The sequence below is a fragment of the Nocardioides acrostichi genome (genome assembly GCF_015319165.1).
Lineage (GTDB): Bacteria > Actinomycetota > Actinomycetes > Propionibacteriales > Nocardioidaceae > Nocardioides > Nocardioides acrostichi.
In genome coordinates, this window is the sequence record NZ_JADIVZ010000001.1 from 865953 (window position 1) to 885394 (window position 19442).

The 19442-nt window shown below is 71.7% G+C and carries 24 protein-coding genes; 9 read left to right on the plus strand and 15 right to left on the minus strand.

Annotated features, from left to right (window positions below; all coding sequences use genetic code 11):
* The first annotated feature begins 145 nt into the window (after positions 1 to 145).
* Positions 146 to 1045: a DUF1295 domain-containing protein gene (locus tag ISG29_RS04065; RefSeq protein WP_328827887.1), complete on the plus strand. Its 900-nt coding sequence runs from the start codon at positions 146 to 148 to the stop codon at positions 1043 to 1045.
* The gene (locus ISG29_RS04070) at positions 1042 to 2175 is read left to right on the plus strand and encodes an FAD-dependent oxidoreductase (RefSeq protein ID WP_328827889.1); all 1134 of its coding nucleotides are present in this window, start codon (positions 1042 to 1044) and stop codon (positions 2173 to 2175) included. Before ISG29_RS04065 ends, ISG29_RS04070 begins: the two co-directional genes overlap by 4 nt.
* Positions 2176 to 2179: 4 nt before the next feature.
* Here the strand turns inward: ISG29_RS04070 and ISG29_RS04075 are convergent, their stop codons facing one another.
* From ISG29_RS04075 to ISG29_RS04100, 6 genes are all read right to left on the minus strand, one after another.
* Entirely contained in the window at positions 2180 to 3853 is a 1674-nt protein-coding gene (locus ISG29_RS04075; RefSeq protein WP_194502023.1) for an amidohydrolase, read from the minus strand.
* The gene (locus ISG29_RS04080; RefSeq protein ID WP_194502024.1) at positions 3850 to 5082 is read right to left on the minus strand and encodes an NAD(P)/FAD-dependent oxidoreductase; all 1233 of its coding nucleotides are present in this window, start codon (positions 5080 to 5082) and stop codon (positions 3850 to 3852) included. The genes ISG29_RS04075 and ISG29_RS04080 overlap by 4 nt, the downstream gene beginning before the upstream one ends.
* Positions 5083 to 5146: 64 nt before the next feature.
* Complete coding sequence (locus tag ISG29_RS04085; protein ID WP_194502025.1) at positions 5147 to 5476, minus strand: antibiotic biosynthesis monooxygenase family protein; 330 nt, start codon at positions 5474 to 5476, stop codon at positions 5147 to 5149.
* Between the two features lie 28 nt (positions 5477 to 5504).
* Entirely contained in the window at positions 5505 to 5702 is a 198-nt protein-coding gene (locus ISG29_RS04090; RefSeq protein ID WP_194502026.1) for a hypothetical protein, read from the minus strand.
* Positions 5703 to 5822: 120 nt separating this feature from the next.
* On the minus strand, positions 5823 to 7472 hold the full coding sequence (locus ISG29_RS04095; protein ID WP_194502027.1) for an MXAN_6640 family putative metalloprotease: 1650 nt from the start codon (positions 7470 to 7472) through the stop codon (positions 5823 to 5825).
* A 124-nt stretch (positions 7473 to 7596) separates the two neighbouring features.
* A complete protein-coding gene (locus tag ISG29_RS04100; RefSeq protein WP_194502028.1) occupies positions 7597 to 7998 on the minus strand; it encodes an adenylyltransferase/cytidyltransferase family protein in 402 nt (133 codons plus the stop codon).
* An 83-nt stretch (positions 7999 to 8081) separates the two neighbouring features.
* Here ISG29_RS04100 and ISG29_RS04105 point away from each other — a divergent pair, with 83 nt between their 5' ends.
* On the plus strand, positions 8082 to 9362 hold the full coding sequence (locus tag ISG29_RS04105) for a DUF445 domain-containing protein (protein ID WP_194502029.1): 1281 nt from the start codon (positions 8082 to 8084) through the stop codon (positions 9360 to 9362).
* 17 nt (positions 9363 to 9379) lie between these two features.
* Positions 9380 to 9649, plus strand: coding sequence for an RNA-binding S4 domain-containing protein (locus ISG29_RS04110; protein WP_194502030.1), 270 nt, complete (start codon positions 9380 to 9382; stop codon positions 9647 to 9649).
* Between the two features lie 27 nt (positions 9650 to 9676).
* On the opposite strand, the gene ISG29_RS04115 is transcribed toward ISG29_RS04110, so the two are convergent.
* Positions 9677 to 10045, minus strand: a complete 369-nt coding sequence (locus tag ISG29_RS04115) for an FKBP-type peptidyl-prolyl cis-trans isomerase (RefSeq protein ID WP_194502031.1) — start codon at positions 10043 to 10045, stop codon at positions 9677 to 9679.
* Positions 10046 to 10165: 120 nt separating this feature from the next.
* On the opposite strand from ISG29_RS04115, the gene lepB reads away from it, so the two are divergent.
* Complete coding sequence (gene lepB, locus ISG29_RS04120; RefSeq protein ID WP_328827897.1) at positions 10166 to 10990, plus strand: signal peptidase I; 825 nt, start codon at positions 10166 to 10168, stop codon at positions 10988 to 10990.
* 8 nt (positions 10991 to 10998) lie between these two features.
* On the opposite strand, the gene ISG29_RS04125 is transcribed toward lepB, so the two are convergent.
* The 6 genes from ISG29_RS04125 to ISG29_RS04150 form a co-directional block, all read right to left on the minus strand.
* Entirely contained in the window at positions 10999 to 11370 is a 372-nt protein-coding gene (locus ISG29_RS04125) for a hypothetical protein (RefSeq protein ID WP_194502032.1), read from the minus strand.
* Between the two features lie 271 nt (positions 11371 to 11641).
* Complete coding sequence (locus ISG29_RS04130; protein ID WP_194502033.1) at positions 11642 to 12076, minus strand: CBS domain-containing protein; 435 nt, start codon at positions 12074 to 12076, stop codon at positions 11642 to 11644.
* Positions 12077 to 12181: 105 nt separating this feature from the next.
* Complete coding sequence (locus tag ISG29_RS04135; protein ID WP_207792780.1) at positions 12182 to 13096, minus strand: inositol monophosphatase family protein; 915 nt, start codon at positions 13094 to 13096, stop codon at positions 12182 to 12184.
* Positions 13097 to 14119 carry a ribosome small subunit-dependent GTPase A gene (rsgA, locus tag ISG29_RS04140; RefSeq protein ID WP_194502035.1) on the minus strand — a complete coding sequence of 341 codons (1023 nt, stop codon included), beginning with the start codon at positions 14117 to 14119 and terminating at the stop codon, positions 13097 to 13099.
* A 6-nt stretch (positions 14120 to 14125) separates the two neighbouring features.
* The gene (gene aroA, locus ISG29_RS04145) at positions 14126 to 15424 is read right to left on the minus strand and encodes a 3-phosphoshikimate 1-carboxyvinyltransferase (RefSeq protein ID WP_194502036.1); all 1299 of its coding nucleotides are present in this window, start codon (positions 15422 to 15424) and stop codon (positions 14126 to 14128) included.
* Between the two features lie 37 nt (positions 15425 to 15461).
* Positions 15462 to 15992, minus strand: a complete 531-nt coding sequence (locus ISG29_RS04150) for a DoxX family membrane protein (RefSeq protein ID WP_194502037.1) — start codon at positions 15990 to 15992, stop codon at positions 15462 to 15464.
* A 53-nt stretch (positions 15993 to 16045) separates the two neighbouring features.
* Here ISG29_RS04150 and ISG29_RS04155 point away from each other — a divergent pair, with 53 nt between their 5' ends.
* From ISG29_RS04155 to rsrA, 4 genes are all read left to right on the plus strand, one after another.
* Positions 16046 to 16789 (plus strand): SOS response-associated peptidase, encoded by a 744-nt coding sequence (locus ISG29_RS04155; RefSeq protein ID WP_194502038.1) that lies wholly within the window; start codon positions 16046 to 16048, stop codon positions 16787 to 16789.
* A complete protein-coding gene (locus ISG29_RS04160; RefSeq protein WP_194502039.1) occupies positions 16786 to 17439 on the plus strand; it encodes an alpha/beta hydrolase family protein in 654 nt (217 codons plus the stop codon). Before ISG29_RS04155 ends, ISG29_RS04160 begins: the two co-directional genes overlap by 4 nt.
* A 110-nt stretch (positions 17440 to 17549) precedes the next feature.
* Positions 17550 to 18191 (plus strand): sigma-70 family RNA polymerase sigma factor, encoded by a 642-nt coding sequence (locus ISG29_RS04165; protein WP_194502040.1) that lies wholly within the window; start codon positions 17550 to 17552, stop codon positions 18189 to 18191.
* Complete coding sequence (gene rsrA / locus ISG29_RS04170; RefSeq protein WP_194502041.1) at positions 18188 to 18481, plus strand: mycothiol system anti-sigma-R factor; 294 nt, start codon at positions 18188 to 18190, stop codon at positions 18479 to 18481. Before ISG29_RS04165 ends, rsrA begins: the two co-directional genes overlap by 4 nt.
* 93 nt (positions 18482 to 18574) lie before the next feature.
* Here rsrA and ISG29_RS21805 read toward each other — a convergent pair whose 3' ends face one another.
* Together ISG29_RS21805 and ISG29_RS04175 are read right to left on the minus strand one after the other, a co-directional pair.
* On the minus strand, positions 18575 to 18649 hold the full coding sequence (locus tag ISG29_RS21805) for a 50S ribosomal protein bL37 (RefSeq protein WP_407921286.1): 75 nt from the start codon (positions 18647 to 18649) through the stop codon (positions 18575 to 18577).
* A 188-nt stretch (positions 18650 to 18837) separates the two neighbouring features.
* Positions 18838 to 19440 carry a hypothetical protein gene (locus tag ISG29_RS04175; protein WP_194502042.1) on the minus strand — a complete coding sequence of 201 codons (603 nt, stop codon included), beginning with the start codon at positions 19438 to 19440 and terminating at the stop codon, positions 18838 to 18840.
* Between the last annotated feature and the right edge of the window lie 2 nt (positions 19441 to 19442).

Consider the following 19442-nt stretch of genomic DNA (forward strand, 5'->3'; position numbering starts at 1 on the left):
CTTGCCATGAGATCTTGAACGATTCAAGAGTAGCCGTCGGTCGGCGTGGCGGAACCGTCGCGCCGGGTCACGAACGGCACCCGCGTCCGGGCCTTCGTTGCAGAGGAGACGCATCCGCAACGCTCCCAGCCGCTACCGTGCGCAGGTGAGTCGTGGTGAGGCGCCGGGTCGCGGGCGGTCCCTGGCCCGGGTGACGGCGGTCTACGCGGTGGCGGTGCTGGCCGGCGCACTGTGGTTGCTGCTCGGCCCGCAGACGCCGTGGCGGTGGTTCGACACGCTGGTCGCCGACCTGTTGGCGACGCTGGTGGTGTTCTCGGGCAGCAGGGCGCTGGGCAACTCCTCGGTCTACGACGCCTACTGGAGCCTCGCGCCGCCGCTGCTCGTGTTGGCGTGGTGGCTCGATCGCGACCCCGGCTCGGACCCGGTGCGCGCGGTGCTGTTCGCCGGCGTCCTGCTCGCATGGGCGGTGCGGCTCACCGCCCACTGGGTGCGCGGCTGGTCCGGACTCGACCACGAGGACTGGCGGTACCCGCTGCTGCGTGACGGTGCCGGGCGGTTCGGGGTGGTGGTCGATCTGGTGGCGATCCACGTGATCCCGACCGTGCAGGTGTTCGTCGCGCTGCTGCCCGCCTACCTGCTCACCACGGGGGCACCGTCGTCGCACCCGCTGGCGATCCTCGTGCTCGCGGTGGGCCTGCTGGTGGGCCTCGTGGCCGTGACCCTCGAGACGGTCGCCGACGAGCAGATGCGGCGGTTCGTCGCCGCACGCACGCCCGGAGCCGTCATGGACGCCGGCCTCTGGGCCTGGTCGCGGCACCCGAACTACCTCGGAGAGTGGCTGTGGTGGCTCTCGGTGGCCCTGGTCGGCCTCGGCGCGGCCCCCGGTCAGTGGTGGTGGGCGCTGCCCGGGCCGGCAGTCATGCTGGCGATGTTCGCCTTCGCGAGCATCCCGATGATGGACCGGCGCTCTCTCGAGCGGCGGCCCGCCTACGCCGAGGTCGTCGCCCGGGTGCCGGCGTTCTTCCCGCGGCGGCCACGCGCGTGACCCGCATCGTCGTCGCCGGGCTCGGCGACACCGGGGTCCTCACCGCCGTCGGGTTGCGCCGCCGTCTGCCGCGGGCCGAGATCGTGGGGGTCTCACCCACCACGGAGCTGGTGAGCGGCCAGGAACTCGGGATGCGCCTCGCGGACCCCACCCGCTGGCAGCGCGACTACCGGTTCGGCTACGACCGCATCCGCGGCCTCGACGGCGTCCGTGCACTGCACGGCACGCTGACCGACCTCGACGTCGAGGGCCGGGTCGCGCATGCGCGGCGCCTCGACGGCACGACCGAGCAGCTGCCCTACGACGTGCTGGTCGTCGCCACCGGCGTGGCGAACGGCTTCTGGCGCGACGCCACCGCGCGCACCGGGTCCGATACCGACGCCGCGCTGAGGTCGGGCCACGAGCGCGTCGCGGCGGTGGCGGACGGCGGCACGCTGGCCGTCGTGGGCGGCGGAGCGGCCGCGGTGAGCGCGGCCGCAAACCTCGCAGCGCGGTGGCCGCGGCTGCGGGTGCACCTCTACCACCCCGGCGCCCTGCCACTGCCCTCGCACCACGCGCGCACCGCGCGTCGGGTGCGCGAGGTGCTGGCCCGACGTGGCGTCGTCCTGCACCCGGAGCACCGGGCCGAGCTACCGACGAACGCCGACACGCTGAGGTCGTGGGGCTCGGGACCGCTCGCCTTCACTACCGGCCAGCCCCCGGCGCCCGCAGACCTGGTGCTGTGGGCGGTCGGGCGGGTCTCGCCGCACACCGGCTGGCTACCCGCCGATCTGCTCGACGGCGACGGCTTCGTGCGTGCTCGGCTCGACCTCACCGTGCCCGGGGCGCCGGGTGTGTTCGCCATCGGTGACGTGGCGGCCACCGACCCGCTGCGCAGCTCGGCACGCAACTTCGGCCACCGCACGCTGGTGCGCAACGTGGCCGCGCACCTGCGTGGCGCACCCCTGCGCGAGTTCAGACCGCCGAGGTCGCGCTGGGGATCGGTTCTGGGCCCCCAGCCCGAGGGGCTCGACCTCTTCGGACCCACCGGACGACGCACCCGCGTGCCCGCGGCGGTCAACGACCACGTGCTCCAGGGGTTCGTCGTGCGACGAGTGCTCTACCGCGGCGTCGACCCGGACCGCTCGTGAAGCCTCAGCGTTCGTACACGCATCGCCCGCCGGCCCAGGTCGAGGCGACCTCGCACGCGCCGATCTCGGAGGAGGGCAGGGTGAAGGGATCGCGGTCGAGGACGACGAGGTCCGCGCGGGCGCCGACGTGCACGAACCCGGCGTCGACGCGGTGGTCGGCCCACGCGGAGCCGCGGGTGTAGGCCGAGAGGGCCTGCTCCAGGCCGATCGTCTGGTCGAGCACGAGGGGCTCGGTGAGCTGGGCGGGGTCGGAGGCCCAGGCGCGCCGGTTGACCAGCACGTGCACCGCTCCGAGCGGTTCGGGTGGATTGACCGGCCAGTCGCTGCCCCCCGAGAAGCGCGCCCGCCCCTCCAAGACGTCTCGGAAGGGGTAGTGCCAGCCGAAGCGCTCGGCGTCGAGATGCGGTGCGAGCAGGGTCACGGCCGGGGTCTCCCGACGTGCCCACATGCCCTGGAGGTTCGCGACCACCTGGAGGTCGCCGAATCGGTGCCGATCGCTCGGCCGGACGAGCTGGAGGTGCGCGATCTGGTGGCGTAGGTCGCGCAGACCGTGCTCGCGCTGCGCCTGCTCCACCGCGTCGAGTGCCGTGTGGACGGCGGCGTCGCCGATGGCGTGGAAGTGACATTGCAGGCCGGCCGCGTGCAGCGCCGAGACCGAGGCACGGGCAGCCGACTCGGAGAGGAACGGGAGGCCGTGGTCGCCGCACGGGCATCCGTGCAGATCGTCGTAGCCGTCGGTGAGCGTGGCGGTGAAGGTCTCCGAGATGCCGTCCATCATCACCTTGACCGAACCGGCGTCCAGGCCCCGGGCAGCGAGCTCGTCGCGGCGCTGGACCAGCTCGCCCACCTGCGCGGCGATGGCGTCGTCGTCGCCACAGCGAGCCCGGTCCCACCACTGCGAGCAGCGCACCGTGGCGCTGAGCTGGTCGGCCTCGAGGAGGTCGAGGTAGGCCTGGGTGGGGTCGTCGAGCCCGGCATACCCTCCGATGAGAGCGTCGTGCCACCCGGTGACCCCCCACCCGTGCAAGCACCGCTGCGCCTCGCGCAAGGCGTCGGCGTCCTCCTCGCGGCTACGGGTCACATGGTCGTGCACCAGCGCCATGGCGGCCTCGCGCAGGGTCCCCGTGGGATGACCGTGCTCGTCGCGCTCGATCCACCCGTCGGCAGGGTCGGGCGTGTCCCGGTTGACCCCGGCCACCTCCAGGGCGCGGGTGTTCACCCACGCGTCGTGGTGGTCGGTGCTGGGCAGGAACGCCGGGCGGTCGGGCACGACGCGGTCGAGCAACTCCGCGGTGGGGCCGCGCTGGTCGAAGGCGTCGACCGACCATCCGCCGCCGCGCACCCACTGGTCCCCGTGACGACGACGCGCCGCGTCGCCGATCGCGGTGAGGTACTCCTCGGGCCGGGAGAGACCCGACATCTCGCAGCGCAACCGCTCCAGACCCCCGACCAGCGGGTGACAGTGCGCATCGTGGAAGCCAGGCATGATCAATCCGCCACGCAGGTCGACGCGTTCCACGGGGCCATCGAGGTCGGCCACCCGCTCGAGTACACGGTCGGCGGGGCCGGTGTCGACGATCCGGAGCCCCTGCACCAGCACGGCGTGCCCCGGCCGCCGACGATGTCCGTCGAAGACGTGACCACCCACGAAGAGGGTGCGCCGAGGTGCATCGCTCACTGCGTGATCCGCCCGGCCAGGTCTGCGGCGTCGGCAGGTCGCGCCTTCTCGGCCAGCAGACTGCGCGCCTGCTCGAGGTCGGCGAAGAGGTTCCACATGAGCACCCCGCGCACCGCGTCGTCGTCGAGGTAGTACACGACCGCCGCATCCTGTTCGCCGTCGACGACGTCGACGAAGGTCTCCATCGACGGGTCGAGGACGCCCATTCCCTGGTAGCCCAGGTCGATCACGTCGGAGTAGAAGAACGGTGTGTGGTCGTAGACCTCCTCGGAGCCGGCCATGATCCGGCCCGCCGCGGCGCCGCTGGAGGTCGCGTGGTCCTCGTGCTCCACCCGGGTGCGGCCGAGCACGGGGTCGGGGTAGATCACGGCGTCACCGGCCGCCCAGACGTCGGGCGCAGAGGTGGCCAGCCGCTCGTCGACGACCACCCCGCCGTCGTCGGCCAGGTCCAAGGTGCCGCGCAGGAACGATGTCGGCGGTTCGACGCCCAGCCCGACGACGACCAGATCGGCGTCGAGCGAGCTGTCGTCGTCGAGAGTGAGGTGCACCCGGTCGCCGTCGACCCGCCCACCGGTCACCTCGCGTCCGCCGCGGGGCTGTACACCGGCTTGCACCAGACGTGACTCCAACCGCTCGGCGACGGTGCGGGGCAGCATGACGTCGCCCAGCACCTCACCGGGGTGCACGATCTGCACCGAACAGTCCTCGCCGGAGAGCGCTGCGGCGATCTCGGAACCGATGTACCCGGCGCCCACCACGACCACTTCCGCGCCGGGCTGGTCGGCGAGCAGCGTGCGCACCGCGCGGTAGTCGGCAGGGGTGCGAAAGTACACGACCCGCGGACCCGCGGAGAGGCCGTCGAGGGTGCGCGGCGAGCCGCCCGGCGCCAGCAGCAGCCGGTCGTAGCCGACCCGGCCTCCGTCGGCGCACGTCACGGTGTGGCCGGTGGCGTCGAGTCCGGTGACCTCGGTGCCCAGGTGCACCGACGCCCCGGTGGCCTCGGAGGTGCCGAGGAAGGAGTCGTCGAGGCTGTCGGCGTCCTCGGCCCAGAGATCCTTCGAGAGTGCCGGACGCGGGAAGGGGGCGTCGTGGCCGCGCTCGAGGATGCCGATGGTGCCGGTGAAGGCCTGCTCCCTCAGCCCGCGTGCGGCGGCGTCGGCAGCCATACCGCCGCCGACGATCAGCACCTCGTAGTGGTCGGTAGGGCCTGGGGATGACGGGTTGCTCATCCCTCCACCGTGCGGGGGCTCCACGGCGTACGCGAGACCCGGACGGGTGTCCTCGAACGGGGGATCAGCGCCGGAAGACGCTCGCGTGCGTGGTCTCGCCCACCGCGATCGAGTACTCGGCGTAGTACGACGCGACACCGTGCCGCTGCGCCTCCCGGTGTCGTGGGTGCTCGGCCCACCCGCGGTGCGAGACGGGGTCGGCGAAGGTCACGACCGTGCAGCGCTCACCGTCGTCGGCCACGAAGGTCTTGGTCTCGACGAACCCCGGCATCTCGTGCGCGAGAGCCACGACCTCGGCGAGTTCCTCGGTGTAGTCGGCGGCGGCCTCGGGCCGCAGCCGGTTGCGGAAGACCGTGACGACCTGGCCGACGAGTGGTCGCTGCTGGGCGCTCATGGCGCCAGCGTGTCAGACGACGCCGCGGTCAGTGGCGCGAGCGGTGGTAGCCGAGGCGGCGGGCGGCGGCGGAGCCGCCGGTGACAGCCGGGCGCAGGACCAGTGCGGCGGCGGTGGCCAGACCCATCAAGGAGAGGGAGGTGCCCTCGATGAGGGCCAGGCCTGCGCTCTCGCGACGAGGGGATCGCTGCGGCTCGAAGCGGGCATCAGCGGCGTGGGGGGACAAGCCTGACTCCTGACCTGGGGAACGGGCGTCACGTCAGGATGCGCTCGCCTGCGAACGCACGGGACCCCCGGACGGGTGAAGTCCGGGGGTCCGCGTGGTCAGGGCGGGTCAGCCGTGCCGCTAGTTCTTATAGGCCCGGGTGACCAGCTTGAACGCCTTGCCGTTGTCGACCGGGGTGCCGTCGCAGGAGTACTCCACGCTGCCGGTGCCCTGGCCGCAGTTCTTGAACCGGGTCGAGCCGTTGACCAAGGTGACCGACACGGCGCTGACCGCGTTGCCCGAGAACAGCACCTTCTTCACGCCGTTGCCCTGGGCGTTGAGGTTCATCGGCGAGCGCTTCCATGCGCCGTTCTTCATGCGGACCACCACGTAGGCGATCGGCGAGGTCTTGGCGACCGGACCGTCGACCTTGATCTTGAGCCGCCACTTCTTGTTGCCGACGCCGTCGCCCGGGGTGATCACGTAGCTCGCCGCGGACATGTGCGGCAGCGTCGCAGTGACGTTGTTGCCGGTGCTGGTGCCGGTGAGCGTCCAACCGCCGTGGTTGGCGCTGGGCCACGACCCACCCTCGGGGTAGGTGCGCTTCGGCGTGAGGTTCGCGGCGTTGTAGGAGGCGAAGTTGCGCACGAACCCGCCCTTGCTGCTGAGCGTGCTCTTGAGCGCCTTGGTCGAATACGACGGGCCGGCCGCCTTGTTCCACGTGGTCTTGACGATGCCGTTGTTGAACTTGTGGGTCAGGAACTCCCACCAGGCCCAGTTGCCGTACGGACGGCTCGAGCCGCTGGCGAAGTAGTCCAGGGCGGTGCTCGGGGCCTTCACGCTGCCGGAGGGCAGGTACTGGCGGTTGTCGTTGACACCGTCGGCGTAGCGCTCCTCCATCCACGTGGCCGTCGACTCCATGAACCAGCGGTCCTCGGTGTAGTCGTAGGCGTACTGCACGGCGTGGAAGAACTCGTGGGCCGCGGTGACCTTGAGGCTGTTGACCGGCCGCTGGCCGTACTCGGCCTTGGAGAAGTTGTTGTCGAGCACGCAGAAGCCGCCGCCCTGGCGGGTGGTCTTGCCGCTCTTGACCTTGGCGAACTCGGCGGCGCAGTAGCCGTAGTAACCGGCGCTGCCGAGATCCTTGAGGTAGACGTCGAACTTGCCGTTGCCGCCGTTGTTGCCGCTCAGGATGCGGTCGCTGACCGGGTGGCGGTAGCCCATCTTGCCGACCTCGACGTGCCAGACGCTGTTCATGGTCTTGAGCGTCTTGATCGCCCACGCGCGCTTGGCGGCGTCGGCGGTGTCGGTGACCCAGTGCACGCAGAAGTTGCCGGCGCACTTCCTCTTGCGCTTGTTGGTGGTGTAGCCGTCGCCGTAGGGGTCGCTGCTGCCGTCGGTGGGCCGGGCGAGGATCGCCTGCGCGGTGCGCCGGTCGGAGGCCGACATGTTCGGCAGCTGGAGAGCCAGGTCGCGCAGCGCCATGCTGACGTCGGGGGCCTGGTCGGCGCCCTGGGTGGCGTCTTGAGAGGTGCCGCGGGCGGGCGCGTCGCCCGACAGCGCGGCCTGGGCCGCGTCGAGCGCGTTGCTCGCGGCCTGCGTCGACTGGCTCGGCGCCTGGGAGGTGGCCTCCTGCGCGAGCTGGGCCAGCGAGGCGGTGCCGTCGGTGATGCCCGCGGGCGGCTGGGGGGTCGGTACGGAGTCGTCGGCGATGACGGGTGCGGTCGTCGCCGTGGTGGCGGCCAGGGCCAGGGCGGCCAAGGCGGCCATCCGCGCGAGGGAGCGGCGCATGGATCCTCTGATTTCTCGACGGGGAATGGGGCGGTGGGTCGCAGTCAGCGTGCCCTGCCGACCCGAGGGCAAACGTGCACCGACAGCGTAAGGGCCGCACCCTGGGCACCGGGTCGCGGCACGGTCATGATCGCGAGATCTTCTCGATGAGGGCGGTGGTCGAGATGGCGGGCGTGCGCGGCAGGTAGACGACCTCGCAGATGTCGCCGAACTCGTCGAAGCGGCCTGCCCAGTCGTCGCCCATGACGAGCACGTCGGCGCCATAGCGCACCAGGTACTCGCGCTTGAGCTCGAGGCTCTCCTCGAGGAAGACCTCGTCGACCGGCTTGAGGGCGCCGACGATCGCCATCCGCTCGGTCTCGTCGAAGACCGGCTCGCGGCCCTTCTTGCGCATGTTCAGCTCGTCGGCGGAGACCCCCACGACGAGCCGGTCGCCGAGCTCGGCGGCTCGCTGGATGACCTTGAGGTGGCCGACGTGGAAGACGTCGAAGGTGCCGAAGGTGACGACGGTGCGGGGGGCGGGCATGGCGCGCAGTCTTGCAGAGGCCGAGGTCGCGGTGCCGGAGGACGGCGATGCCGGAGACAGCTCGTGCTGCACAATCGCTCCTGATGAGCAAGCCGCCCCCGCCTCCGCGACTCGCCCTGCCCCTGGGAGACCCCAGCGCCGACGTCGAGCGTCGCCGCGGCCTGCGCCGCATGCGGCTGCTGGCGTCGTCGCTGCTGGTGGTCGCCGCCGTCGTCTACGTGCTGACCCGCGACCAGGGCGGCGTGCTGGGTTTCGTGAACGCCGGCGCCGAGGCCTCGATGGTCGGCGCGATCGCGGACTGGTTCGCCGTCACCGCGCTGTTCCGCCATCCGCTCGGGCTGCCGGTGCCCCACACGGCGCTCGTACCCAGGCGCAAGGACGAGCTGGGCCGAGGTCTGGAGGAGTTCGTCGGAGAGAACTTCCTCTCCGACGCCATCGTGCGCGAGAAGGTGCTGGGGGCGCAGGTCGCGCTGCGGGTCGGGCGCTGGCTCGAGGAGCCGGAGCACGCCCAACGCGTGGTCGACGAGGTCGCCGACGCCGTCGGTACGGCGTTGTCGAAGGTGCGGGACGACGACGTGCGCGCGCTGGTGACCGAGGCGCTGGTGCCGCGGTTCCACGAGGAGCCGATCGCGCCGCTGCTCGCCGACCTGCTGAGCGAGGCGATGCGCGACGACCTGCACCACGGGCTGGTCGACCTGGCGCTGGAGGAGCTGCACGCCTGGCTCATCGACAACCCCGACACGGTCGCCGAGGTGCTCGGGGAGCGGGCGCCGTGGTGGGCGCCGCAGAGCCTGAACGACCGGGTGACCTCGCGGGTGCACCTGGAGCTGGTGCGGTGGGTGGCCGACATCCGCGACGACCGCGGCCACCGGGCGCGGGCGGCCCTCGACACGTTGCTGCGACGCCTGGCCCACGACCTGCGTGAGGATCCCGCGACGCGCGAGCGTGCGGAGGCGCTGAAGGACCGGCTGCTCGACCAGCCGCAGGTGGTGGCGACGGCGGTGTCGTTGTGGCAGGCGCTGCGCCGGGCGCTCGCCGCCTCGCTCACGGATCCGGCCGGTGCGGTGCGGGTGCGGCTGCTCGACGAGGTCACCCGCTTCGCGCGTCGGCTGCTCGGCGACGACACCCTGCGCGAGCGTCTCGACCGGGCCGCCGCCGACGCCTCGGTGTTCGTGGTCGAGCGATACGGGCGAGAGCTCACCTCGGTCATCACCCAGACCATCGAGCGCTGGGACGGCCGCGAGGCCGCCGAGCGCATCGAACTGCACGTCGGTCGCGACCTCCAGTTCATCCGTATCAACGGCACCGTGGTCGGCGGTCTGGTGGGTGTGCTCATCCACCTCGTCAGCGTGCTGCTCGGGTGACGCGGCAGACTGCTGCCATGAGTGAGCCGCCCGGCGTCCCCATCCGCGACGAGTCGATCCGGCTCGGTCAGTTCCTCAAGCTCGCGAACCTCATCGAGAGCGGCTCGATGGCCAAGGAGGTCATCGCCGCGGGGCAGGTGCTGGTCAACGACGAGGTCGACACCCGCCGCGGTCGGCAGCTTCGGGTGGGCGACGTCGTCCGGCTCGACGACGCGCTGGGAGAGGGGCTGGGAGGCCTGAGCGCCAGGGTGGCCGACGAGTCCGAGCCCGACGGCCTGCCCTGGTAGTCGCGGAGGGCGCGATCGCGCCAGGGCTCAGGAGACGGCGAGCAGGTCGACCACGAAGATGAGGGTCTCGCCCGGCTTGATGACGCCGCCGGCGCCGCGCTCGCCGTAGCCGAGGTGCGGCGGGATCACGAGCTTGCGGCGGCCACCGACCTTCATGCCCTGCACGCCGGTGTCCCAGCCCTGGATCACCTGGCCGATGCCGAGCCGGAACCGCAGCGGCTCGCCGCGGTTGTAGGAGGCGTCGAACTCCTCGCCGGTGGAGTGGGCGACGCCGACGTAGTGCACGCTCACGGTCTGGCCGGCGGCGGCCTCCTCGCCGTCACCGGTGGTGACGTCCTCGATCACGAGGTCGGCGGGCGGGTCGAAGTCGGGGAAGTCGATCTCGGGCTTGTCCATGGGCCCGACCCTAGACGCTGCGGGGGAGCCGCCCGATCCGGGTGAGCCTCCACGCGGGCCTGGGATCGCCGGGTAGGGTTCCCGGGGCCGGGAGCCAGTCCGGTCGTGAGCGGAGGACATGTGTCGAAGGAGCCTGACGGGCCGGAGTCGGCGGCCGGTGCCACGGCGTCTCGTCCGCGCGCCGAGAAGCGGCGGATGCCCGTGTGGCAGGAGTCCCTGCTGCTGCTCGTGATGGCCGTGGTGCTGGCGCTCATCGTCAAGACGTTCCTGGTGCAGGCCTTCTACATCCCCTCGAAGTCGATGCAGCCCGGGCTCCAGGTCAACGACCGGATCCTCGTGCAGAAGGTCTCCTACTGGGGCAGCGGCACGCCGCAGCGAGGCGACGTCGTGGTCTTCGAGGATCCGGGCGAGATGCCCGGCGCCGAGGGTCAGGACCGCATCGACTGGCTCGACTCCAACGAGCAGCAGCCGGCCGACCCCTCGCTCCTCACCGACGTGCTCGGCAAGATCGGTCTGTATCCGACCGGCGGGCACCTGGTGAAGCGGGTCATCGGCGTCGCCGGCGACACCATCGTGTGCTGCGACAGCCAGGGCCGTCTCGAGGTCGACGGCGTGCCGCTGGACTCCAGCGGCTTCACCCTCAACAACTCCCGCTGCGACGGCCCCGAGAAGGCGACGTGCGACTGGTCGGCCGGCCCGATCCCCGACGGCATGCTCTTCGTCATGGGCGACCACCGCGACGACTCCGCGGACTCCAGCTACCACCTCAACTGCGTGGGGCGCGAGAAGGATGCGCCGTGCGATGCCAGTCAGGCCTACGTGCCGGTGAGTGCCGTCGTCGGCAAGGTGTTCGCGCGTGTCTGGCCGGCCAGCCGGATGGGGCTCGTCAAGCGCCCCACCGCCTTCGACTCCCTCGACTCCGCGATCGAGCAGCAGGACCAGTAGCGAACGACTCACGCCTCCCGGACGAGGGTGTCGAGCACCCGTAGCCCGTCGCTGACGGCGGAGAGGTTGCTCTCCCCGTGCATCCGGTCGTACTCGTGCGCCGGCACCTCCACGATCTCCGCGTCGGCCTGCGAGAAGCGACAGCACAGCAGCGTCTCGATCTCGAAGCCGTCGCCGAAGCGCATCTCCGGCTCGTCGCCGGAGGCGGTGGACGGCGGGCAGCCGCACGAGCGTCGGCGCTGCCGGCCGGCGTCGGGCAGGTCGAGCAGGGGCAGCTGGTCGAGCCAGAGGGCGTTGTAGCCGTAGCAGAGGTCGGTGATCTCCTCGTCGAAGGCGAGGTTGAACGCGCGGGTGAGCATCCGGTTGCCCCAGGCGCGCACCGGGTCAGGTCGTCGCTGCCCGCGCCCGGCACGAGCCGGCTGCCCTTGGCGTAATCGGCCCCGGCGACCAGCGCCGCCGGGGAGACGTCGGTCACCGCGGCTGCGGGTGCCACGTCGAGATCCTGCTCGGGCTGGTAGCGGTCCTTCACGAGGCGTCCTTGGGTGAGGTGTCCGCGCCGGGGGCTCCCGGGGCACGGAGGACGTTCTCAACCCTCGGCACGCGCCGCCCTCAGCTAAGACCCGCGTGGAGGTGTGCTGGACCAGCGCGGGCTCAGGTCTGGTGCACGTAGGAGTCGAGCTGGTCGCGCTCGAACTGGAGGTCGGCGATCTTCTGCTTCACGACGTCGCCGATGCTGACGACGCCCACGAGCGTGCCGTCGTCGACGACGGGCAGGTGCCGGATGCGTCGATCGGTCATCTGGCCCATCACCGCGTCGAGCTCCTCGTCGCTCGTGCAGGTGGCCACGACCGTGGTCATGATCGCGCCGACTGTGTTGTTCACGACCGTGCCGTCGGCGTGCAGGTGACGCACGACGTCGCGTTCGCTGACGATGCCGTCGAGGGACGCGCCGTCGGCGCTGACCACGACGGCTCCGACGTTGTGCTCGGCGAGCAGCGACAACAGCTCGCGGACGCCGGCGTCCGGCGTGATGGTGATGGGTGCGACGTTGGCGGACTTCGCCGCCAGAACCTCGGCGATCTTCACAGCTGACCTCCCGCATCGGATGTGACCTGGGTCACGACCCTAGCCGACGCGCAGCGTCCGGTGGGAGATCCGCGGGCGGCGTCCCATCGGCGTCCCATCGGCGTCTCAGCGGCGCCGGTGGCGGAGGTCGGAGACGGATCCGCCGGGCCGTCGCGGCCAGTCGGGGTCGTCGCGGTCGGGGTCGTCGGGGGAGGAGCCGAGGAACGCCAGCGCCGCCTCGTGGAGGTGGCCGTTGCTGGCGATCGCGTTCCCGCCCCACGGTCCGTCGTCGCCGGCCAGGGAGGTGAACCTGCCCCCGGACTCGCGCACGATCACGTCGAGGGCGGCCATGTCGTAGACCTCGAGCTCCGGCTCCGCGGCGAGGTCGACCGCGCCCTCGGCGACGAGCATGTAGGACCAGAAGTCGCCGTAGGCGCGGGTGCGCCACACCCGGCGCATCAGCGAGACCATGTCGTCGAGCTGGTCGCGCTCCTCCCACCCCGAGAGCGAGGAGTACGACAGCGACGCGTCCTCGAGACGACGTACGTCGGAGACCTGCATGCGGGTCGCCTTGAGCAGCGACTTGCCGGTCCAAGAACCCGCTCCGGTCGAGGCCCACCAGCGGCGGTTGAGCTGCGGCGCCGAGACCAGGCCGACCACGACCTCGTCGTCGACGGCCAGCGCGATCAACGTCGCCCACACGGGCACGCCACGCACGAAATTCTTGGTGCCGTCGATCGGATCGACGATCCAGCGGCGGTTGCTGCTGCCCGTCGTGCCCTGCTCCTCGCCGGTGACCGCGTCGCGCGAGCGGGCGCGCGAGAGCGTGCGCCGGATGCTCTCCTCGACACCCTGGTCGGCGTCGGTCACCGGGGTGAGGTCGGGCTTGCTCATCACGTGCAGGTCGAGCGCCTTGAAGCGAGACGTCGTCAACGCGTCGGCGTCGTCGGCGAGGACGTGGGCCAGGCGCAGGTCGTCGGTGAAGTCGCGAGGGTCGGTCGGGGGCACGTCTGTGAGGCTAGGGCATGGCGCGGGTCGCAGTTACCAGGCCGGCTCGGAGCGCGCGGCGAGCAGCCGCCGGAACGAGCGCACCCGGTCGGCGTCGGCCCGTCCCGCCTCGAGCGCTTCGTCGAGTCCGCACTCGGGCTCGTCGTCGCCGTGGGTGCACCCGCGAGGACACTCCTCGGTCTCCTCGTCGAGGTCGGGGAAGGCCTCGATCAGGTCCTCCGGCTGCACGTGCGCCAGCCCGAAGGAGCGGATGCCGGGGGTGTCGACGATCCAGCCGTCGGCGGGGTCGTCGGGCAGTGTCATGAGATAGGCCGAGACCGAGGTGTGCCGCCCACGGCCCGTGACCGCGTTGACGTGGCCGACCTCGCGGTCGGCGTCGGGCACCAGCGCGTTGACCAGCGTCGACTTGCCGACGCCACTGTGCCCGAGCAGCACGCTGCCGCGCCCGGCCAGCCGCTCGCGCAGCTCGGCCAGATCGCCGCCTCGCTGGGTGACGACCCAGGGCACGCCCAGGGAGCGGTACGTGGTGAGGAAGGCGTCTGGGTCGGCCAGGTCGGCCTTGGTGAGACACAGCAACGGCTGCATGCCGGCGTCGTAGGCGGCCACCAGGGCCCGGTCGACCAGTCCGGTGCGCGGCTCGGGATCGGCCAGCGCGGTGACGACGACCAGCTGCTCGGCGTTGGCCACGATGACCCGTTCGATCGCATCGTCGTCGTCCGCCGTGCGGCGCAGCACCGTACGACGCTCGGTCACCTCGACGATGCGGGCCAGGGATCCGTCGTCGCCGCTGAGGTCGCCCACGACCCGCACCCGGTCGCCGACGACGACGGCCTTGCGACCCAGCGGGCGGGCACGCATCGCCATCACCCGCTCGCCGACCCCGTCGCTCCCGGCGCCGTCGGGACGCAGCGTGTAGCGGCCGCGGTCGACGGTGACCACCACCGCCTCGGCAGCGTCGGCGTAGCTGGGGCGGTCCTTCGTGCGCGGGCGAGTGCGCCGGCGGGGTCGTTCGTAGTGCTCGTGGTCGTCGGTGCCGTAGCGCTGGCGGGGAGGCACGGCGCCTCAGTCCCGTTCGAGCAGGCCGGACCAGAAACCGGCGAAGTCGGGGAAGGTCTTGGAGGTGCAGGCGATGTCCTCGACGAGCACGTCGTCGACCGCCACGCCGACCAGGGTGCCCGCGTGGGCCATCCGGTGGTCGGCGTAGGTGCCGAACCTCCCGCCGTGCAGGGTGGCCGGAGAGAACGAGAGGCCGTCGGGGTGCTCCACGACCTCGGCGCCGAGAGCGTCGAGCTCCTTCGCGAGCGCGGCGATCCGGTCGGTCTCGTGGTGGCGGATGTGAGCGACCCCGCGCAGATGGCTGGGGGTGGTCGCCAGCGCACACAGGGCCGCGATGGCGGGTGTCAGCTCGCCGACGTCGTGCAGGTCGGCGTCGAGCCCGCTCAGGGCGCTGCGGCCGCCGTCCGGGCCGGTCAGGCGCAGGCCCTGCTCCTCGAGGGTGGCGGTGCAGCCCATCTGCGTGAGCAGGTCGGGCAGCACCGCGCCGGGCTGGGTGGTGTGCTCTGGCCAGTCGTGCACCAGGACCGTGCCGCCGGTGAGCGCTGCCAGGCCGAGGAAGGGCGCGGCGTTGGAGAGGTCGGGCTCGATGGTGCGGTCGACAGCCCGGATCGGGCCGGGGGCCACGGCCCAGCGGTTGGCGTCGGTGTCGTCGACCTCGACCCCGTGCTCGCGCAGCACCGCGACCGTCATGTCGATGTGGGGGAGTGAGGGCACCGGCTTGCCGTCGTGACGCACGTCGACGCCCTCGTCGTAGCGGGCACCGGAGAGCAGCAGCGCCGAGATGAACTGCGAGGACTGCGAGGCGTCGAGCACCACCCGGCCGCCGCGCACGTGCCCGCTGCCGTGCAGGGTGAAGGGGAGCGCGCCACGGCCTTCGTCGCGCACGTCCACGCCCAGGCCCACGAGGGCTGCGAGCACCTCGCCGACCGGGCGCGAGCGCATGTAGGGGTCGCCGTCGAAGGCCACGACACCCGAGGAGAGGGCCGCCGCGGGCGGCACGAACCGCATGACGGTGCCGGCGAGGCCGCAGTCGATCGCGGCGTCGCGGTCGAAGGCGCCCGGCGCGACCCGCCAGTGCTCGCCACTCGTGTCGAGGTCTGCTCCCAGGGCCTCGAGGGCACCCGCCATGAGCAGGGAGTCACGTGATCGCAGCGCACGCCGGACGAGCGAGGGTCCGTCGGCCAGGGCTGCGAGCAGTAGCGCCCGGTTCATCAGCGACTTGCTGCCCGGCAGGGTGACGGCCAGGTCGACCGGACGACGGGCGCGCGGCGCTGGCCAGGCAGGGGCATCGCTGTCGGTGGTCATCACCGGCAGCGTAGTGCCCACGCCTGCGTCGGTGCGCTCAGCCCAGTGGCGAGGATGCCACGGCGAGCTTGGCCTCCTGGCGAGCGGAGTGCGCGAGGTGGCCGGCCTCCTTGCGGGCGTCCTTCGCGGCCCGCTTGGTGCGCCAGGCCACTCCGGGCTTGCCGTCGGTGTCACCCGCGGCGATCACGAGACCACCCAGCATCGAGAGGTTCTTGAAGAAGTGCAGTTGCTGGGCCTTCTTGGTCGCCGGGTCGGTCTCCGACCAGAACGCGTGGCCGGCGACGGTGGTGGGCACCAGCGAGGCGGCCAGCACGGCGGAGGAGAGGCGGGGCGCCTTGCCGGTGGCCAGACCGAGGGCGGCGACCATCTGGGCGGCGGCATTGATGCGCACCAGGGTCTGCGGATCCTCGGGCACCACCGGCACGGCCTTCTTCAACTGGGGTACCACGGCGTCGGTGACCGGCTTGGCCTTGGCGGCCAGCGCGTCACTGTTCTTGATCGCGTTGACAGACCCGATGACGAAGGTGGAGGCGAGCAGGGGGCGGGCGATGAGTCTGCTGAGTGACATGACTCGTTCCTACACGACCCCACCCAGGGCCAGTCCCACCCTAGGGTGGAGTCATGTGCGGCCGGTACGCGTCGAGTCGGAACCCCGACGACCTCGTCGAGGAGTTCGAGGTCGACGAGCCGCTGATCCGTGAGCCTTTGGCGGCCGACTACAACGTGGCCCCCACCAAGGAGGTCTATGCGGTGCTCGAGCGACCGCCCCGGGGCGAGGAGCCCCCTGCGGCCGAGCGGCAGCTGCGGGTGCTCACCTGGGGACTCGTGCCGTCGTGGGCCAAGGATCCCTCGATCGGGAACCGGATGATCAACGCCCGCGTCGAGACCGTGGCCGAGAAGCCCGCGTACAAGCGGGCGTTCGCCAAGCGGCGCTGCCTGCTGCCCGCCGACGGCTACTTCGAGTGGTACCCGACCGAGCGGCTCACGGCGAAGGGAAAGCCCGCGAAGCAGCCCTTCTTCATCCGGCCCACCGACGGCGGTGTGCTCGCCATGGCCGGTCTCTACGAGATCTGGCGCGACCCCGACAAGTCCGACGACGACCCCGACCGGTTCCGCTGGACGTGCACCGTCATCACCACCGACGCCGAGGACGACATCGGGCGCATCCACGACCGGATGCCGATGATGGTCGACCGCGAGCGCTGGTCTGACTGGCTCGACCCGACCGTGGCGTCCGGTGACCTGCGCGACCTGCTGGTGCCGGCCGCGCCGGGCCGGCTCGAGGCGTTCCCGGTCTCGACCCTGGTGAGCAACGTGCGCAACAACGGACCCGAGCTCGTCGCCCCGCTGCCGGCGGAGTCGTGACGCCCGCCCGGCACGACGTCGAGACATCCCACGGGCCGGGGCGTCTCGAGGTGCACGAGGCCACGGGGGAGCCGGTGGCGGTCGTATTGCTCTCGCACGGCGCCGGTGCCGGCATCGACACCCGCGACCTCGTGGCCCTGGCCCAGTCGTTGCCGGCCCAGGGCTACACGGTCGCGCTCTTCGAGCAACCCTGGCGCGTGACCGGACGCAAAGTCGCGACCCCGCCGCCGACCCTGGACGACGGGCTCCGCGCGGCAGCCGCTCGTCTCGGGGAGGCCGCGGGAGCGGTGCCGCTGGTGCTCGGTGGCCGGTCGGCGGGTGCGCGCTCGGCGCTGCGGACCGCGGGCGAGCTCGGGGCGGTGGCGGTGCTGGGGCTCGCCTTCCCGCTGCATCCGCCGGGCAAGCCGGAGAAGTCGCGGCTGGCCGAGCTCGAGCAGGCGGGGGTGCCGGTACTGCTGGTGCAGGGAGACCGTGACCCGATGGGTCGTCCCGAGGAGTTCCCCGACCCGCTGCCCGACGGGGCCGAGATGGCCGTGCTGCCGGGCGGCGACCACTCGTTCGGCGTCCTCAAGAGTGGCCCGCTGGACCAGGCGGAGGCGATGGAGATGCTGGTCGAGGCCGTCCTGGAGTGGCTGGCCCGGAACGTGTGAGCCGCCAGGAGCCGCGCGGGAATGGTCGCGTTGCTCCCCGGGTTGGACATGTCGTGATGGCAGTGATGGACCCACCCGTGCGGGATGCGGTGTCGGTAGGCTGGAGCGCGATGAGTGACTCCGCCCTCGAGGCCGCCCCCGACCCCGTCGACCGGGAGACAGAGACCGACGCCGAGCGCTCGGCGCGCTTCGAGCGCGATGCGCTGCCGCTGCTCGACCAGCTCTACGCCGGTGCGATGCGCATGACCCGCAATCCGGCCGACGCCGAGGATCTGGTGCAGGAGACCTTCGCGAAGGCCTACTCCTCGTTCCACCAGTTCAAGCCGGGCACGAACCTCAAGGCGTGGATGTACCGCATCCTCACGAACACCTTCATCAACAACTACCGCAAGAAGCAGCGCCAGCCGCAGCAGTCGATGTCCGAGGACGTCGAGGACTGGCAGCTCGCGCGCGCCGAGTCGCACAGCTCCTCTGGACTGAAGTCCGCCGAGACCGAGGCCCTCGAGCACCTGCCCGACTCCGAGGTGAAGGACGCCCTCCAGCGGCTCCCCGAGGAGTTCCGTCTGGCCGTGTACCTCGCCGACGTCGAGGGGTTCGCGTACAAGGAGATCGCCGAGATCATGGACACCCCCATCGGCACCGTCATGTCGCGGCTGCACCGCGGCCGGCGTCAGCTGCGCGACATGCTCACCGGCTATGTGCGCGAGCACGACCTGCTGCCCGCCTCGAGCCTGCCGGGGGAGGACGCATGAGCACCGACCCCGCCCACCGGAACCACGACCACGAGCACCCCAGTGCGAGCGACTGCGTCGACTTCCTCGAGCAGATCGTCTACTTCATCGACAACGAGCTCGACGAGGCCGACTGCGCCGCCGTGCGGCTGCACCTCGACACCTGCAACCCGTGCCTGGCCAAGTACGACCTCCAGCGCACCGTCAAGGCCGTGGTCGCCCGCTCGTGCAGCGAGACCGCGCCGGCCGAGTTGCGAGCCCGCGTGATGATGCGCGTGCGGCAGGTGCAGATCGAGATCCGGGAGTCCTAAGACTCACCACTCCTCGCGCGCGACAAGAGCCCCGGACCCTGAGCGGGTTCGGGGCTCTGCTGCGCTCTGAGCGCCGATCTGGCAGAAGCCGGATCAGGCGTTGGGACGCTTGCCGTGGTTGGCGCTCTTCTTGCGACGAGCGCGGCGCTTGCGACCGGTCTTGCCCATGGTCATCTCCTCCGCTCGTGAGCCACCGGCTGGTTGGTGGCGCTGGATCAGTGGGTCAGTCTCCCAGGTCGGCTGGACTATCCGAAATCGAAGCGGTCCCGGTGGTGGTCGGCCGCGAGTCCGCGATGGTCCACCTCACCTGACCTGCGTCCGAGTAACCCACCTCGGCGGTCGGCCACTGGTGTGGGTCACCCGCGCCAGCCGCCGCAAGACGCCACGAGCGCGTCGGCGACCCGCTCGGCGTCCGCCTGCGCGACGTCATCGGGGTACTCGGGCAGCAGGTCGTCCCAGACGACCATCCAGGAGCCGAACAGCTGGGCCTGGCCCTCGGGGCGGGCGAAGAGCCAGAGGTGCAGGTGGGCGCCGCCGTCGCCGAGCCGGTAGGTGTGGCAGCGGGCGATGTGCGGCAGCGCCTCGACGTGCCGGGTCAGGTGCACGTCGAGCACCCCGAGCTCGGCGGCCATCTCGTCGCTCAGCTCGTCCATGTCGTAGTGGTCGCGCGGGTGCAGGATCAGCACCAGGGGCACACCGACGCCGTCGATCCGGGTCAGCCGCCACCGCTCGTTGAGCCAGAGCCCCTCGTCGCGCCGCTCGCACGATCGACACGACGACGCGTCGTCGCCGTGGCGCGGCGGCTCGGGCAGCACCGGTGGTTGGAGACGGGATACCACGAGGCCGTCGGGCTCGAAGGGGCTGATCTCCCAACCGGTCATCCGGGCCAGCGGCAACCGCCGCTCCGCGTCGGTGGCCGCGAGGGCGTGTGCATAGAACTCGTCCGGACTCAGGGGCATGA